Consider the following 18,009-nt stretch of genomic DNA (forward strand, 5'->3'; position numbering starts at 1 on the left):
TTATTCAATATTTTAAAATCCATGTGGCTCCTCACGCCTTGACCAATAAATTTTGAAAATCTTGTCTCAAGTATTACATTTCATCAAATCTCACAGAAATTGAGTTAGCATGAGCCGTCAATCCTTCTGATTTTGCAAATGTCTCAACATCCTCTTTAAAGTCAGCCAAAACTTCTTTAGGATAATAGCTATAAGTTGAATATTTTATGAAATTATAGACACCCAAACCAGAGTAAAATTTGGCTGTTCCTCCAGTTGGTAAGACATGATTGCTTCCTGACATATAGTCGCCTAGCGGTTCTGGCGTATACTCTCCAAGAAAAATTGAGCCAGCATTTTTGATTTTTGGAAGTTGGGTTAAAGGTTCACTAGTCAAAACTTCTAAATGTTCTGGAGCCAGCTGATTGGAAACATCAAAGGCTTCATCAATATTTTTTACAACAATGGCTCCACCGTAATTCCTGATGGAACTTTCAATGATTTCACGACGTTCCAAATTTTGAACTTGTCTATTTAATTCCTCATCTACTTGTTGAACGAGTTTTTCAGAAGTCGTCACTAGAATCGCTGACGCAAGTTTATCATGTTCTGCTTGCGCCATTAAATCAGCAGCGATATATTTTGGATTGGCAGTTTTGTCAGCAATAACTAGAACTTCTGACGGACCGGCTATCATATCAATATCTACCACCCCATAACAGATTTTCTTAGCTGTAGCCACAAAAATATTTCCGGGTCCGACAATCTTATCAACTTTGGGAATAGATTCTGTCCCATACGCAACGGCGGCAACACCTTGTGCTCCACCCACTTTATAGATTGTTTCTATTCCACAAACTTCAGCAGCTGCTAAAATATTTGGATTTACTTTTCCATCAGCTTTAACTGGAGTAATCATAATAATTTCTTTGGCGCCTGCTAAAAGCGCTGGAACAGCATTCATAATGACTGTTGAGGGATATGCAGCCGTTCCTCCGGGAACATAGAGAGCAACACGTTCCAGAGGACGCGCAATTTGTCCCATGATAACACCATTTTCCTTAAAAATATTCCATGAATTTCCCAGTTGGTGCTTATGAAATTCTTCGATTTGTGATTTGGTGCGTCTAAGAATTCTAAAATAATCCTCATCAATTTGTTCTAGTCCTGCTTCACGTTCCATGCGCGTGACCAGTAAATTACTAGTATTCACATCATAACCGTCGAACTTTTTGGCATAGTTAAATAAGGCAGTATCTCCATTTTTTTGAATGTCTGCTACAATCTGTTGAACAGTTTTATTAACTTCTTTTGATACTTCTGTTTTTCGACCTTGAAATTTTTCAGCAATTTCTTCAAGCTTTCCTTGATAATCAATTTGTTTGAGCATCTTCTAACCTCTCCACCATTTCTATAATTTTATCTTTTTTAAATTTGAAACTAGATTTATTGACAATCATCCGTGTTGAAATGTCACTGATTTTTTCAATGACCTCTAAACCATTTGCAGATAAAGTATTTCCTGTTTCGACAATGTCAACAATTGCATCAGCTAAACCAACAACTGGTCCAAGCTCAACAGAACCTTCCAACTTGATAATTTCAATATCTTCTTGCTTTTGAGCAAAATATTTTTTTGTCACTCTTGGATATTTTGAAGCAATTCGTTTACGTCTTTGAAAATTTTTATTTGAAAAGTCAGGATAGGAAGCAAGGGCAAAAATACACTGCCCAATTTTTAAATCCAATAATTCATAATAATCATCAAAATCATTTTCATCAAGCGTATCTTTACCAACAAAGCCAATATCAACAATTCCATGTTCTAAAAAAGTAATGACATCATTAGCTTTTCCAAAAATGATTTGTAAATCATCTTTCGTTTTAATTTGTAATTCACGTCCTAGATTTAGAATTGGTTCAACATCATAGTCCGCATTTTCTAAAAGTTTGGTGACTTGTTTTTGGATTCGACCTTTAGTTATGGCAATTTTAATCATTGTCTTCCTCCAATTCTTGTCTTTCCAGTGCCTTTAAAATAGTATCCATATGACAACAAAAACCAATGGCAACCGCCTCTTCTTGAAAATTACTTAATAGTTGGTCATATCTTCCACCTGATAAAATAGGTTGATTCGCTGCTGAACTGTAAGCTTTAAACATTAAATCAGTATAATAATCCATTTTAGGAACCATTCCCAAATCAATGATAATCGGTTTAATCATTGAAAGTTTCTCTGAAAATTCTTTGAGCTGATCAAAGGAAGAAATGAGCACATCATCTTTTGTATTTGTCACTAAATTTTCCAACCTTGATAACTCATTAGTAATAAATATTTCTTTCAAAAGTTCTCTTAATTCCTTAGAAAAATTATTTTTTTCGATAAAAGCATTAAGACCACTCAAATCTTTCTTGAGTAAAAGTTCTGTAAGTAACTCTGTTGAACCGTCAGCTAAATGACATAAACGTTGAAAAAATTTTGCTGAGCCTATTTCAAAGACCGTTTTATTCAAACCTAACTGTTCAATCACTTGAAGGGCTAAACTAAGAATTTCTAATTCTGACTTATCGGCTGATTCACCAAAAAGTTCAATACCAATCTGATAATTTTCCGTTGAACGACCTTTATGCCGTTTTTCTTTTCTAAATATTTTTCCAAAATATGAATAACGGGCACTAGTAGAATCCTTGATTTGCGAATAGAGTCTAACTAAAGGAAGTGTAAAATCATAACGAAGTGTAATTGATTGTCCCTCATGATTGATAAACTGAAACATTTTTTCTTGATTAAAAGTTTTTCCATTACTTTCAAGTGCTGTATAGAGTTGTGTATATTCAAAGCTTGGGGGCATGACTTCCTGATAATTTTTCAAGCTAAATAATTTTCTTAAACGCCCTTCTATCTGCCGTAGACTTTTAACTTGATTCAAGGTCATTTCTGCCGATTCTTCAGGAAGCAGATAATTTATTTTTTCCATTCGTCAATTTCCTCATTCTTTTTTAAATAGCCTTTTAAAAATTCAATCACTTTGTTCATTTCTTTATTAGTTCCAATAGTTATCCGTAACCAATCATCAATCCGTGGTTGATTCCAATGCCTGACAATAATTTTTGCCTCATAAAGCGCCTTAAAAAGTTCTTCTGCTTTTACTTTTGGATGATGAACAAAAACAAAGTTAGCCTTTGAATCAGTCACTTCAAATCCTAAATTAACCAGATTATCTTTAAAAACTTCTCTTGTCTTAATGATTTTCTGAATGTTTTTTTGAAAATAATGTTCATCCATTAAACTTGCTTCTCCAATAATTTGTGCCAAACTATCAATTGGATAGGAATTAAATGAATTTTTCACATCATACAAATGAGAAATTGCTTCAGCAGAGCCATAAGCTACACCCAAACGAATTCCTGCCAAACTCCGTGATTTAGAAAAAGTTTGAACCACTACTAAATTATCGTATTTTTTAAGCAAAGGAAGACATGTTTCACCGCCAAAATCAATATAGGCTTCATCAATCAAGACAATTGAGTTTTGATTTTTTTTCAGAATTTCTTCTATATCTTTAAGATTTAGCGCCAAAGCCGTTGGAGCATTAGGATTTGCAATCACAATTCCACCATTTTCAATACAATAATCTTTTATTGAAACTTTAAAATCATCATCCACAGGAACTTTTTGAAAGGGAATTCGATAGAGTTCGCAATAAATAGGGTAAAAAGAATAAGTAATGTCAGGCATTAATAAAGGGCTTTGACTATTAAAAAAAGTCAGAAAACTAAGTGACAAAACTTCGTCAGAGCCATTTCCAATAAAAACCTGTTCAACTTCTAAATGATGATATTCGGCCAATTTTTTTCTTAAACTTTTCGCGTCAGTACTTGGGTAAAGACGCAAATTTTTTGTCTTATAACGTTCATTAAATAATTGAGCTACACTAGTGGGCGGATATGGATTTTCGTTAGTGTTTAATTTGATCATGTCAGTAAGTTCAGGTTGTTCACCTGCAATATAGGGACTTACTGACCGAAGATTATTTTGCCAACTCATAGATTTCTCCTTTCGAGAATAGAAAGATAATATAAAAAAACGCCTAAAAGCACTTGGCTTAAAGGACGGTTTAATCGTGGTTCCACCTTAATTTATCACTTTTTCACAAAAGTGACCTCGGTAAGTTATAACAACTTAGCATTAACGCAGCTAACGCTCACATAATAATGTGAGTAAGATAGCGATGAGTGTGGTTCATCCCATTATCAGACCTTTTCTCAGCAACAAGGCTCTCTCAACTGATACCTAAGACTACTCTTTCATCTCTTGTTTGTCAATTCTTAATTATCTGAATTATAATACTTATGTTTTTAAAAGTCAACATTTATTTTAATAAAATATCTATGTTGTTATTTAGCATAATAAAAATACCAGTAAATACTGGTATTTTACTCAAAAATATTTAAATTTCAATAGTTTAATTTATCTTATTAGTCCTTTATTTATTCGACATAATAGTAGACTGGATTTATTCAGGAGCAATTTGTTCAAAATCAACTGTTCCTTTTCGTTTATTAGCAGCAATAACACGAATTTTTATTTCTTGTCCTATTTGATAGACTGTTTCTGATTTTTTTCCTGTAAAAATACTTGCTTCTTCATCAAATTCAAGTTCTTCCGTAGTCCCAGTATGTAAATTAGGTACACGAATTAAACCTTCAACTGTATTATCTAATGCAACAAAGATTCCAAATTTTTGTAGGCCTGTAATTGTACCAGTGTAAACTTCTCCAATCCGCTCTGACATATATTCTGCTTTTTTCATTGCATCAATAATTCGTTCAGTGACGACCGCACGGTGTTCCATATCAGAAGAATGGCTAGCAATTTCAGGTAAACGTTCTTTCCACTCGTCTTTAGTACGGTTAGAATGGTCAGAAGGATATAAATGCAATAAACGATGGATGATTAAATCAGGATAACGTCTAATTGGGCTTGTGAAATGCGTATAGTTAGTCGCTGCGAGCCCAAAATGTTTTGTATTTTTTTCAGAGTAAACCGCTGTTGACATCGTATGTCGAAGTTGATAAGTCAATGCCTTTTCAGAACTTGTTCCTTTAATTTCATCAGCAAAGAAATTAATGGCTTGATGAGAATCTGAATTCAAGGAAAAACCAGCATTAGCAGCAGCTTCCATCAATTTAGCAAAAGCTTTCTCTTTAGGGTTATCGTGAACTCGATATAAGGAAGGTAGTTTTTTCTTTTGAAAATCAAGGGCAACAGTTTCATTTGCCATCAACATAAAGGATTCAATCATTCGTTCTGCAGTATCACGATCACGTTTTACAATTTCGATTGGATGACCTTTTTCATCTAAAATAATTTTTGCTTCACTCTCGTCAAATTCAATCATTCCTCTGTCTTTTCGCATTGTTTCAAGAATTTCATGAAGTTCAACGGCCACTTTAATCGAATCGGTAATTTTATAGAAGTTTTCAAGGGCTTCTCTATGACCTTCTTGTCCTTGATGAATCATTTTATTGACATTATTATAAGTCATTCGATAAGTTGTTTTTATGACTGAAGGTGATATTTTATAACTGACAATCTTACCTTTGTCATCAATTTCCATTAGACAAGACATTGTTAGTCGCTCTTTAGCTTCATTGAGTGAACACAAATTATTGGATAACTTAACAGGCAACATCGGAACAACTCGGTCAGTTACATAGACTGATGTTGCGCGTGAGTAGGCTTCTTCATCTAAAGAAGAACCCTCAGTCACATAATGACTGACGTCAGCGATATGGACTCCTAATTCAAAATGTCCATTTGATAATTTTTTAACGTGGATGGCATCATCCAAATCCTTAGAATCATCTCCATCAATGGTATAGGTAATTTCATTCCGATAATCTTCACGATCTTGCAAATCTGAATCAGTTAATTTTTCGGAAAATGCCTCAGCCTCAGCTAAAGTTTCAGAAGAGAACTCTTGTGGAATTTTCATAGCACAAAGCACTTCTAAAATATCTAGTCCTACTTCGCCTTTATGTCCAATAATACCTGTAATTTTTCCTTCAAATGTCTTGGTATCGGTTGGATATTGGGTTATTTTAAGACTTACTACATCTTCTTCTTGAACCCCTGATAATGGTTGTTTGATATATAAAGTATCAGAAATTCGATCATTATAGAGTTCTATTCTTCCTTTGTATCCTAATGCTTTGACTTGACGATTTGACAAAGAACGGTAAGTCCCGACCGTATCAACTACGGCTCGTTCATTTATTTTAGTAATTTGTCCACTTGCACCGCGTTTTTCAGTTTTAGGATAGGTAACTTTAACGGTAACTTTATCCCCATCCATCGCAAATTTAGTATCATTTTTACCGATATAGATATCATTTGTTTTATCTGTTGCGTCTTCTGGATGAACAAATCCGAAACCTTTAGGATGTTTAGAAAATACTCCCTTACTTTCTGTTTGATTAAGTGCTGATGCTAATTCTGATAGCTGAACCATATATATTTATTTCTTCCTCCAATTGTATCTTTCTATCATAACATAATCAGTAAGCAATATTCGACTATTAATAATAAAAAGGCCTTTGATAGCCTTTTATTTATTCTTTTTTATGTCGAAATACTATAATAGTTGACCCTAAAGTTATAAGAGTGAGTCCATTAATGAAAAACAATATACTCCTTTTTTTGTTTTCACCAGTTTCAGGTAGTTTTTGGGATTTTTCAGAACTGGAGTTTTTAACTTTTGGATTAGTTTTATTTATTATTTTTGTTCCAGAATTTACTAATTCATCTTTTGGTTTTATAATATGATTTTTAGTATAAACATAAGTTATGGTCTGAATTTTATCCGTATATTTACCTTTTGAATTACCTCGAATTCCTTGAAAAGTATAACCAGAAATATTTTTTTCTTCAGTTATATAATCTTCCCCAACAGTTCCAGTTCTAACAACATCTTTTAAAATTGATTTTCCATCTGTATCTATATATTTTACAACAACTTTTCCTGTAGCAATAGGTAACTCATTTTTTTTGTATATATAAGTAACTGTTTGTACCTTTTCTGAAAACAGACCTGATGAATTTCCTTGAACTTCTTTTAGAGTATAATCTTTAATATTTTTTTATCAGTATAATAGTTTTCACCAATATTTCCTTGTAAAATGATATCTTCTGAAATAGGATTATTCTCTATATCTACATATCTTACTGTCACATCAGCTGCAACCACTGGATTTTTAGAATAAACATAAGTGACTGTTTGAAGCGCTTCTTTAAAATTTCCTATACTATTTTGTGGTAGTTTAGATGTGTTTAATGTGTAACCATCTAAGACCAATTTGTACTGATCTGTACTGGCGTCATAAACATCTCCTTTTGAACCACTAATAGTTTGTGGATCATGAATTTCATTTCCTTCCTCATCAACATACTTCACCATTACTCCTTTAGAATAATCTGGGTATACGAATTGGAGTTGATTTCGATCAGTAAAAAAGGGATAAGGACTATAATTTTGTAACCAGTACTCTCCGCTAAAAGGAATAAACTGTTTATTTAAATTGGAATTGCTCAATATGTAATCAGTATCAGGAGAAAGTTGAAAAGAAACCTCTATATCATTCTCTTGGTTAATTGCATCATCTGGATATACAATTGGTTTAAGAAGCTCGACCATGTAGCCTTTGAGCTGTTCTAGACTTGGTTTACTATCAGAATAGTTAATCCCATCCGTTGTATAAGTAATTTTTATGTCTCCTTTAGTTGCTTCTGGATAAGATAAAAATTTGAACCAGGATTTTCCTGATGAATCCTGATTCAAGAAAGACATTTTCCATTTATCTATTCTGCCATTATATACTGTTAGTATCTGTTTATTATAAACAACTTTATTTTTCGCTAAGTCAACGGTTGTAGGCCTAACGAAGTGATTATAAAAGTCAGAACCTATGATATAGTAATCAGAACCATCGGCAGAGACCTGTAGACTCGTACTCGAAACTGAACCTTGAGCATAAACCTTTCCAGCTCCAATTACTAACATCATTGATGTAAGCAATAATGACATTAAAAAAGTACTTATAAGTCTTTTTACCATCTTATTTTTTATTATCATAATAAATAAACTCCATACAATCTCTAAATTCTTTTTAATTGTGAGATTGTTCCTCCTTTAATTCTTGCAACATCCAGGTTTGCGAAAACTTACATATTTCAATTTTTTGATTTTTATCAAGACTTTTAAAAAGAAACTCTGCAAAATCTCTTTCTTCATGATTTTTTGAACAAATTTTATCCATCCCTAGTAAATATCTTGGTGTTACATCAAAATACTCTGCTAACTCTAATAACCGAATGGCTGATGGCATGGTTTGTGTTTTATAATTACTTAAGGCATTTCGAGAATATCCTAATTCTTTTTCGATTTGATTAAATGATTTTCCTAAATCAGTCGCTAGCTTTCTAACTCTCTTATAAAATATACTTTCTTCCATCGTTTTTCCTTTCAAAATATCAAAATCTAATTTTCAGAAAAATTAAGATTTTTCGGAAAGTACTGTGACTGTTCTGTTATACTTATATATGAACAATTCGCTTAAAACAGCATTTACAAAAATACTGAAAAAAAAAAGGTATTTAAAATAAAACAATTAAGTAAATAAAAGTCATGGTATGGGAATCGTAACGAATCATAAGTGGCATATTATGTATTTTTCAGCACAAAAAGACTCCGAAAAATCTTAATTTTTCGGAGTCTCATTATAATATGTTACGGAACATCATGATATTTAAACCACTGACTGTTTAAATACTTTATTCATCAGACTTTTTTTAATTATAAAAATGTTACATTAATTACATGTACTCTATATTATACATTTTTTTATTTTTTTTGCCAACATGTTTTATATATATGTTAATTGAACCAAACGATTTTATTCCATTTCATGTCCTAATCCATTAATTTTTTCGATAGAAATTTCAAAAATTGTTAATACTTCACTGGTATTTTTTAGCTTCTTTGAAAGGGTTCCTTAGAATAATTCTCACCAAAATATTTCTCATAAACCAAGACCGTTGATTTTCTGTTATCTAATTGTTTATTCTAAATCATTTTTGGCTTAATTTATCGCTAATTTAAAACTTCTTACTTTTTATGTTACCATCCGTAAATGCTTACTTTTAGAAGTATACAATTGGAAAGATAGTCTTAAAATCTTTCCATACTATTTTTATAAAAAGAGATATCAAAAAAAACTATAAATCATAGTGATTTATAGTTTTTCTTTTTTTACGTTATTAATCACTTTTTTCACTTAATTGATTGTAAATTTCAAGATTAACTTTTAATACATTGACTGTTTTTTCACCTAGAAATCCTAAAGTTTTATTTTGAGTATTTTTATCAATAATTTTTTTCAAATTATCTACGCTTATACCTGTAGACTTCGAAATTTGAGGAATTTGAATCAGGGCACTCTGTTGGCTAATGCTAGGATCAAGGCCTGAACCTGATGATGTCAATAAATCTGTAGGAATATCTTTCTTATTTATGCTCGGATTATTATTTAGAAAGTTTTTTAAATCACTCTCTACTCGTTTTTTTAGTAAGGGATTACTAGGTGATAAATTTTGAGAACCTGAAGCCACTCCCAAATATTTACCCTCAGATTTTTCTTTTGCAGTATAAGTATTATAATTAACAGCTGAGGGACGTCCCTTCATGAATTCTTGATCAGAAAACTGTTGACCAATTAATTCAGATCCTATCACTTTCCCCTTATTAACGATAAGACTACCATTAGCCTGATAGGGAAAGATACTTTGTCCCAGACCTGTTATGAGCAATGGATAGAAAAGACCACAAATCACTGTAAAAACCACTGTAACTAGAAAAGGTGTTTTTAATTCTTTAAATATTTTTCTCATCACTTCTCCTTTTAGCATTAAAGACCGATCATGTGCAATAACGGAGCAATGATTAAGTCAATAATTTTTATTCCAATGAATGGGGCAATAACTCCTCCTAAACCATAAACTAACATATTATGTGTCAGCATTTTATCCGAATGCTGTGGTTTATATTTTACGCCCTTCATTGCTAGAGGGATTAAAAGTGGAATGATTATTGCATTAAAAATTAATGCTGATAATATTGCACTGGAAGGCGTTGCAAGATTCATGATATTTAAAACATGAATTTGTGGAATAGCAAGCATAAACATTGCGGGAATAATCGCAAAATATTTGGCGATATCATTGGCAATAGAAAATGTTGTTAGTGCTCCTCTTGTAATTAAAAGTTGTTTACCAATCTCTACAATATCAAGAATTTTAGTCGGATCACTGTCTAAATCTACCATATTTGCTGCTTCTTTGGCCGCACTTGTCCCTGAATTCATTGCAATACCAACGTCAGCTTGTGCTAGTGCTGGTGCATCATTAGTTCCATCCCCTGTCATTGCAACAACTTTTCCATCGTTTTGTTCAACTTTTATTGCTTTGATTTTATCCTCTGGCTTACATTCAGCGATATAACTATCAACCCCAGCTTCTTGAGCAATCGTTGCGGCCGTCAAAGGATTATCACCAGTACACATAATTGTTTTAATTCCCATTTCACGTAAACGAGCAAACCGTTCTACCAATCCTGGCTTTATTGTATCTTTTAAATAGATAACTCCCAGAATCTTTGAATCTTCTGAAACTACCAATGGGGTGCCGCCTACCGAAGATATTTCATCGGTAATTCTCTTCAAATCATTAGGAACTCCCCCTCCTTGTTGTTGAATATAATCAATCACAGCATCTGTTGCTCCTTTGCGAATTGTCTTTCCTGTCGGAAAATCAACTCCACTCATTCTTGTTTGAGCGGTGAACTCTACAAAAGTCATTTCAGCTGGAGTCATAAAGTCCTTATCTTCTTGTTCTTCTGCTAATCTAATAATAGACTTGCCTTCTGGTGTTTCATCTTTCAATGAAGTTAAAACAGCATTTTCTGTCAATTCTTCTAAAGAAACACCGTTTACTGGAAGAAATTTTGCGGCCATTCTATTACCAAATGTAATTGTTCCCGTTTTATCTAAAATCATAGTATCCACATCACCACTGGCTTCAACTGCTTTACCAGACATTGCAATCACATTAAAACGTGTCACTCTATCCATTCCAGCGATCCCAATTGCCGATAGTAAGCCACCAATTGTTGTTGGAATTAAGCAGACCGTTAAGGCAATGAGTGTCGTTACACTTAACTTCACATGAACAAAAGAAGCAATGGGGTAGAGTGTCACAATAACTATTAAGAAAATAATAGTTAAACTCACAAGTAGAGTATTTAATGCTATTTCATTTGGCGTTTTTTTCCGTGAGGCTCCTTCAACAAGAGAAATCATTTTATCAAGAAATGATTCTCCTGAACTAGAAGTGATTTTTATCTTGAGCCAGTCGCTTGAAACAGTTGTTCCTCCTGTTACTGAGGCAAAGTCACCACCAGATTCTTTTACAACAGGAGCAGATTCTCCTGTTATTGCCGATTCATCGACGGAAGCAATTCCTTCAATCACTTCTCCATCACTTGGTATCAATTCACCTGCTTTAACTAGAACTAAATCATCTTTTTTTAACTCAATTGCATCAATAATAGTTTCCTTAATCTGATTAGTAGCTTTATCTTTATTAATAATTCTTGCTTTCATATTTTTTTGCGTTTTTTTCAAGCTCTCCGCCTGAGCTTTTCCTCTGCCTTCAGCGACAGATTCTGCAAAATTAGCAAAAAGAATTGTTAAGAATAAGATTAAAGTCACAATTATATTATAAATTTGACTTGACGATTGAACTGTCCCAAATAAGTTAGGAAAAATAGATAGAATTAATGTAATAGTAAATCCAACCTCAACGACAAACATGACTGGATTTTTTATCATATATGCTGGATTAAGTTTGATAAAAGCTCCTTTGATAGAACTTTTTAGAATCTCTTGATTCAATAGTTTTTTATTTTTAGAAATCATCATAAGCCTCATAATGTTAAAGATTCAGCGATTGGTCCAAGAACCAAAACTGGTAAAAATGTTAATGCTGATATTACAATCACTATTACAAATAGAACGACGGTGAAAGTTCCACTATCTGTTTTAAGTGAACCTACAGAATTATTTACCGACCTTTTCATCATTAATGATGAAGCAATCGCAAGTTGAATAATTAGAGTGAGATATCGGCCTAAAAATATAGCAACTCCTGTCGTAATATTCCAAAAAGCGGTATTATCTTTTAACCCCTCAAAACCCGAACCGTTGTTCGCCGCCGAAGATGTATACTGATAAACAATTTGCGATAAACCGTGAAAGCCAGGATTGGATACTCCAGCAATACCCGCGGAAACAGAAACGGCTAGTGCCGTAAAACTTAAAATAATTAAAGGGTGTATGATAATTGCTAGAGCAGTCAATTTCATTTCTTTTCCTTCAATTTTTTTCCCTAAGTAAACAGGAGTTCGGCCAATCATTAAACCACAGATGAATACTGTCAAAAGAACGTAGAGAATCATATTCATTAATCCAACGCCTTTTCCTCCAAAAACAAGATTAAGCATCATATTAATCATGGCAATACCACCACTTAATGGTGCCAGACTATCATGCATGTTATTTACAGAACCTGTTGTGAAAGCAGTAGTAATTTCGGTAAATAAAGCTGACATATTTGTGCCAAATCTAGTTTCTTTCCCTTCCATGTTACCCATAGCTTGACTTAAGCCTAGGTGCTGTAAAATAGGATTACCTTTGAACTCAGCCCAAATAATTATTGTAAGCCCGATTAAAAATAAAACACTCATCACGATAAATAATGGTCGAGCCTCTTTTCCTAAGAAAAATCTTCTTTTACTTTTTAATTGAGAATTTAATAATTTATTTTCTTGATGACTATCTGAAACCATATATCCAAACGCAAATAATATCGAACCAGGTAATAACATCATTGATAGCATTTCAATTATATTTGTAATAATATTTGGATTTTCAAAGGGCATTGCCGAATTTGCCGCAAAAAATCCGCCACCATTTGTTCCCAAATGTTTTATGATTTCAAGAGCTGCCACTGGGCCTAGAGCAATATCTTGCATTTTCCCTTCAAGGGTTGTAATTGTTAAATTATGTACTAATGTCTGAGGTACGCCTTGTGATATCAATAATAAAGCGCCAATAATAGAAAATGGAAGTAATACACGAGTAATTACTCGTACAAAATCATAATAGAAATTTCCCATATCTTTGTATTTTCCAGACAATCCTCGAATGAAAGCCATTGAGGCTGCAAAACCAGAAGCTGCTGATGTGAACATCATAAAGGTAATGACAATCATTTGACTCATATAGGAAAGGGCAGACTCTCCAGAATAGTTTTGTAAGTTAGTATTAGTGATAAATGAAATTACTGTATTAAAACTTAGACTTTGCTCCATTGCCCCAATATGGTTAGGATTTAGAAAGGGAATTTCTTGAATTCTCAAAATTAAATAACCAATAAAAACCATTACAGCATTTGTTAATACTAGAGATAGCGCGTATTTTTTCCAAGTCATTGGATGCTTTTTCATAGCAATCAATTTATATATAAAGCCATCAAATTTATCCATGACCGGATCTGCAAAGGTCTTTTGATCTGTCGCTATGTGATAAAGGTATTTTCCTGTAGGTATCATTAATAATATGGCCACTGCCAATACGAAAATAATTTGTAACATTTGTTCCCCCTAAAACCTCTCTGGATAAATCAGAGCATAAAAGAGATAAATCGCCAATAACATGATAATAATCCCTAAAATAATAAACATTTTAAAAACTTCTTTCTAATTTTCTTTAATTTGCTTGTCACACCAAGCTATTAGAGCCAGAATTAGTAAAAAACTTACTACTAGTCCTCCAAGCATTAATAAATCCATCAAAATATTTTCCTCCTCCTTGATGTTGAAATTATTTTAACACTTGAAAAATAAAAAGAGTGTAAAGATTAGGTTGTTTGTATAAAGATAATCTAAAGATTCTCATAAAAAAAGTACTGACAAATCTGTCAGTACTTTTTAGTCAATTTTTATCATACGATAGCCGACGCCAATATGTGTTTGTATCATCTTTGGATAATTGGAATCAAGTTCAATCTTCTTACGTAGCGTATTTGCAAATACTCTAAGTGCTGAAAAATCTTCCTCATAATACCCCCAGATTTCTTTGACAAGATAGTTATAGGTCATTACACGATCCAAATTTTCTGCTAATAAACAAAGAAGTTTGTACTCAATAGGTGTGAGATGAATCTCTTTTTCATTTACAAAAACACACTTTGATAAATAATTTATTTTCAACCAGCCATTAGTAAAAGTTGTTACTTCTGTCAGTAAATTTTGATTATTTCCAGAAAACTTAGCTCTTCTCAAACTTACCCTAAGTCGAGCCAAAAGTTCATCAGTACTAAATGGTTTTGTCAAATAATCATCCGCACCAGCATCTAAAGCTGAAATTTTATCAGCATCTTCTCCTCTGGCGCTGACTACGATAATTGGAAGTTGAGAGAATCCACGAACTTTAGAAATAATTTCTTTTCCGTCCATATCCGGTAAGCCTAAATCTAAAATTAGTAAATTTGGGCGCTGAGAGATAATTTCTCTTAACGCTTCCTTTCCATTTTGAACGGCTACATAATTATAGTCTTCAACCTCCATTGTCAAAGATAAGAGTTTATTAATTGACAAATCATCTTCACAAATCAATATTTTTATATCATCATTGTTCATCAGAAATTAAAACCTCCTCCAAAGGTAATTTGAAACCAATAATTGCTCCATTTGGCTGATTATCTTTAACATAAATTTGTCCTCCATGTGCTAAAATAATACTTTTACACAAAGAAAGTCCTAAACCTAAACCACGCTTAGAATCAACTTGCCGATTTTCATCAGTATAAAATAAATCAAAAATTCTTTCTTTGGCTTTATCAGTAATCCCAGGCCCATTATCAGAAACTTCAAGAACTAACTCATCATTAAATTTTTTGGTTTGTAGTTTTATCTTAGAATTAATTGGCGTATATTTCACCGCATTATTAATCAAGTTTACAATCACTTGTATCATAAGAGCCACATCCATTTTTGCCATTAAGAGTTCTTCGGCTAAATTTAAACTAAATTCATGCTGTTCAAAATGCCTGTCTACATGTTTAAGTGCTTCTTCAACTACTTCATCAATAATATTTGCTTCCAACTTTAATTCTATTTTTTCATCCAATCTTGTGATAGATAAAAGATTTTCAACTAAATTAATCAACCACATTGAATCATCATAGATATAAGCTGATAATTCTTGAATTTGAAGTTTGTTTATTGTGCTATCATTTTTCATCAGTAATTTTGCATGTCCAGAAATACTAGTTAGTGGAGTTCTTAAATCATGCGAAATAGCACGTAACAAATTTACACGTAACTGTTCTTGCTCAATTTGAATTTCGTTTTTTTGTTGGACTTCTCGAAGAATTTCTTTTTCTAAAGCTAATCCCGCTTCACCTAATATAGCAAGAATTATAGATTTTTCAAATGTTTCCAACTCATTTTTATCCTTCATTAAGATACCGATCACCGCAAAAGATTGATTTTTCCCACGAATTGACAAATATAAGTAATTAGCAGATGATAATGTATTGGTCGTTGCTCCTGCACGTTTATTATTGTGCATTACCCACTCAGCTACACCTCTCTCATTAAAATTCTGGTATTTTTTTAAATTATACTTAGAAGACTTAGTTGAAAAATATGATTCATCTCCTAAAACTTTATCTTTGATTGGATAAATCACAATATCTCGATCAAGTAATTTTTTTAACTGTTGAACTGTTGCTTCTAGAATTTCTGCTACCGAATCAACCTGTGCTAAATCTTTATTCGTTTGTAAAAGTACTTCTGTTCGATATGATTTTTCCGTAGAGACTCGAACTTGTTCTTGAATTCTTTTGATTAATGTCGACGTAATTAATCCAGCAGCCAACATAATTAAGAAAGTAATTGGATAATTAGAGCTAAAAGCTACAAAAGTGTAATAAGGTTCTGTGAAAAAATAATTAAAGCAAAGTACAGATAAGACTGAGGAAATGAGACTAAAAATTCTTCCTTTTGTAAAAATAGCATTAATCTGAACTCCTAGAATATAAAGCATAATTATATTAGCAACATTGAAGTTCCAATATTTGAAGGCTAACCCACATGAAGTGACAAGAGCTAGCATCAGTATTGTTTTCAATAAATCACTTAATGAAAACCGGATTTTTTTAAAATTATACAAAGTTTCAGAAGTATTTTTTTGTTGTCCCCTTGCATTAGGAATGACATAGATATCAAGTTCTGGTGCTTCCTGACTTATAAGATCTACAATATTTTCCCTATTCCAAAATGAACTTTGCACACTTTTACCAATTACCAGCTTTGATATTTGACTAATTTTAGCATATTCGACAATTTGCTTAGAAACATTATCTCCGTAAAGGACAGATATTTTTGCACCTAACTGTTCAGCTAAACGTAAATTCTGTCTCAATCTATCTTTTTCTTCTTTGGAAGAATTTTCTAAATCACCAATATACAATGCCGTAAATTCTGCTTTAAATGCAACTGCAAGTCTCGCCGCTGCATGAATAACATGAGAGGCTGAGGGTGAAGCTGAAACACATACTAAAACATGTTCTTTTGCATAAATGCTTTTTTTATTTTGAGCTTTACGAATAGCGCTCTTATTGACTTGGTCAGCAGTTTTTCGTAAAGCAATTTCCCGAAGGGCGATAAGTTTTTCTAATGTAAAAAAATTTGCTTTTGCTTGATTTACTTTGTTTAACTGATAAATTTTTCCTTTATCTAGTCGTTCTAATAAATCAATGGGTTCAATATCAATTAGCTCAATTTGATCAGCCTCTTCAAATATGTAATCAGGAATTTTTTCATTAACAATAATCCCAGTTATTTTTTCAATTACATCATTTAAACCTTCAAGATGCTGAATATTTATTTTTGTAAAAACATCTATTCCTGCTTTCAAAAGTTCTTCAATGTCTTGAAATCTCTTCTTATTCCTTGAACCATGGCAATTTGTGTGGGCTAATTCATCAACTAGGATAACCTGAGGTCGACGAATCAAAGCTTCTTCTAAATTGAACTCTTTTAATTGAATTCCTTTATAATTTATTTTTTTTAAAGGTAAGGTTTCCAGCCCTTCAATTAATCTTGAGGTCTCTGGTCGATTATGAGGTTCAATGTAACCTGAAACAACATCAATTCCAGATTCCTGAACCTCACGCGCCCCTTCGAGCATAGCAAATGTTTTTCCAACACCAGCAGCATAGCCAAAATATATTTTTAGTTTTCCCTTTTTCATTGGTTGCCTCTAAATTTTCTTGTCCATATTATAGCATAAAAAACGTAGTCCATTAATGACATAAACTTTCTGGCCTTCCTAATTTTACTATCTTATAAAATTATTTTTTAGATTTCCACTTAACTAAATCACTAAGCTTAGATTGATAAATAAATCTATTTAATTTTTTTGATAGTGCACGAAACATTATGGCTTATGTTACTATTTTTCAATAGTAAATTTAAAATATAAAGTTATCGCAAACATAAATAATATATCATGGGTTTTGACATAAATATAAATATAATTATATTATGTATATGAATATGAGTGATGTTAAGGACATATTTATTTTACAATACCTTCATATTATATTACCTTCAATTCTTTCAGCCGATAAAAAATTTATCTGTTTATACTCATCCTCTTTTGTTGTTTTCCACATCCTCTAAAAAGGGGATTTGGCTAATTTGAAGCATCTCTTAGAGTGGTAAAATGTTATTTTATTCGGAAATTATAGGCAATTTTTCACAAACTGAGGGGGAGTTTCACAAAAATTGTTTAAGATTTCATCTGTTATTTTCACAAAAAAAGTCCCTGAACGCGTACGTGTT

Annotated in this window: 13 protein-coding genes and 1 pseudogene; all 14 read right to left on the bottom strand. The window is 32.3% G+C overall.

Features of this window, described 5'->3' with window-relative positions; genetic code table 11:
• Positions 1-73 precede the first annotated feature (73 nt).
• The 14 genes and pseudogenes from hisD to HFD15_RS11990 all read right to left on the bottom strand — a co-directional run bounded on the left by hisD (position 74) and on the right by HFD15_RS11990 (position 17,416).
• Positions 74-1,369, bottom strand: coding sequence for a histidinol dehydrogenase (hisD, locus tag HFD15_RS11925; RefSeq protein ID WP_058208194.1), 1,296 nt, complete (start codon positions 1,367-1,369; stop codon positions 74-76).
• Entirely contained in the window at positions 1,353-1,979 is a 627-nt protein-coding gene (gene hisG / locus HFD15_RS11930) for an ATP phosphoribosyltransferase (RefSeq protein WP_012897806.1), read from the bottom strand. The genes hisD and hisG overlap by 17 nt, the downstream gene beginning before the upstream one ends.
• Positions 1,972-2,958: an ATP phosphoribosyltransferase regulatory subunit gene (locus HFD15_RS11935; protein ID WP_012897805.1), complete on the bottom strand. Its 987-nt coding sequence runs from the start codon at positions 2,956-2,958 to the stop codon at positions 1,972-1,974. The genes hisG and HFD15_RS11935 overlap by 8 nt, the downstream gene beginning before the upstream one ends.
• Positions 2,946-4,028, bottom strand: coding sequence for a histidinol-phosphate transaminase (gene hisC, locus HFD15_RS11940; protein WP_012897804.1), 1,083 nt, complete (start codon positions 4,026-4,028; stop codon positions 2,946-2,948). The genes HFD15_RS11935 and hisC overlap by 13 nt, the downstream gene beginning before the upstream one ends.
• 469 nt (positions 4,029-4,497) lie before the next feature.
• A complete protein-coding gene (gene rnr / locus HFD15_RS11945) occupies positions 4,498-6,495 on the bottom strand; it encodes a ribonuclease R (RefSeq protein ID WP_017864478.1) in 1,998 nt (665 codons plus the stop codon).
• Positions 6,496-6,595: 100 nt separating this feature from the next.
• Positions 6,596-6,670 carry a hypothetical protein gene (locus HFD15_RS14600; protein WP_235586184.1) on the bottom strand — a complete coding sequence of 25 codons (75 nt, stop codon included), beginning with the start codon at positions 6,668-6,670 and terminating at the stop codon, positions 6,596-6,598.
• Between the two features lie 161 nt (positions 6,671-6,831).
• Positions 6,832-8,115, bottom strand: a pseudogene (locus HFD15_RS14545) (MucBP domain-containing protein); the annotation flags it as partial.
• Between the two features lie 34 nt (positions 8,116-8,149).
• Entirely contained in the window at positions 8,150-8,494 is a 345-nt protein-coding gene (locus HFD15_RS11960) for a helix-turn-helix transcriptional regulator (protein ID WP_012897802.1), read from the bottom strand.
• Positions 8,495-9,299: 805 nt separating this feature from the next.
• Complete coding sequence (locus HFD15_RS11965) at positions 9,300-9,929, bottom strand: K(+)-transporting ATPase subunit C (RefSeq protein ID WP_017864475.1); 630 nt, start codon at positions 9,927-9,929, stop codon at positions 9,300-9,302.
• A gap of 17 nt (positions 9,930-9,946) precedes the next feature.
• The gene (kdpB, locus tag HFD15_RS11970) at positions 9,947-12,013 is read right to left on the bottom strand and encodes a potassium-transporting ATPase subunit KdpB (RefSeq protein ID WP_058208196.1); all 2,067 of its coding nucleotides are present in this window, start codon (positions 12,011-12,013) and stop codon (positions 9,947-9,949) included.
• 8 nt (positions 12,014-12,021) lie between these two features.
• The gene (locus HFD15_RS11975) at positions 12,022-13,749 is read right to left on the bottom strand and encodes a potassium-transporting ATPase subunit KdpA (protein ID WP_058208197.1); all 1,728 of its coding nucleotides are present in this window, start codon (positions 13,747-13,749) and stop codon (positions 12,022-12,024) included.
• Between the two features lie 9 nt (positions 13,750-13,758).
• Positions 13,759-13,839: a K(+)-transporting ATPase subunit F gene (gene kdpF / locus HFD15_RS14605; protein ID WP_072285303.1), complete on the bottom strand. Its 81-nt coding sequence runs from the start codon at positions 13,837-13,839 to the stop codon at positions 13,759-13,761.
• A gap of 246 nt (positions 13,840-14,085) precedes the next feature.
• On the bottom strand, positions 14,086-14,796 hold the full coding sequence (locus tag HFD15_RS11985; RefSeq protein WP_038601017.1) for a response regulator transcription factor: 711 nt from the start codon (positions 14,794-14,796) through the stop codon (positions 14,086-14,088).
• The gene (locus HFD15_RS11990) at positions 14,786-17,416 is read right to left on the bottom strand and encodes a sensor histidine kinase KdpD (RefSeq protein ID WP_167593657.1); all 2,631 of its coding nucleotides are present in this window, start codon (positions 17,414-17,416) and stop codon (positions 14,786-14,788) included. The genes HFD15_RS11985 and HFD15_RS11990 overlap by 11 nt, the downstream gene beginning before the upstream one ends.
• Positions 17,417-18,009: the final 593 nt, after the last annotated feature.

Origin of the sequence: Lactococcus sp. EKM203L, from assembly GCF_011800585.1 — a bacterium.
Classification (GTDB): Bacteria; Bacillota; Bacilli; order Lactobacillales; family Streptococcaceae; genus Lactococcus; species Lactococcus lactis.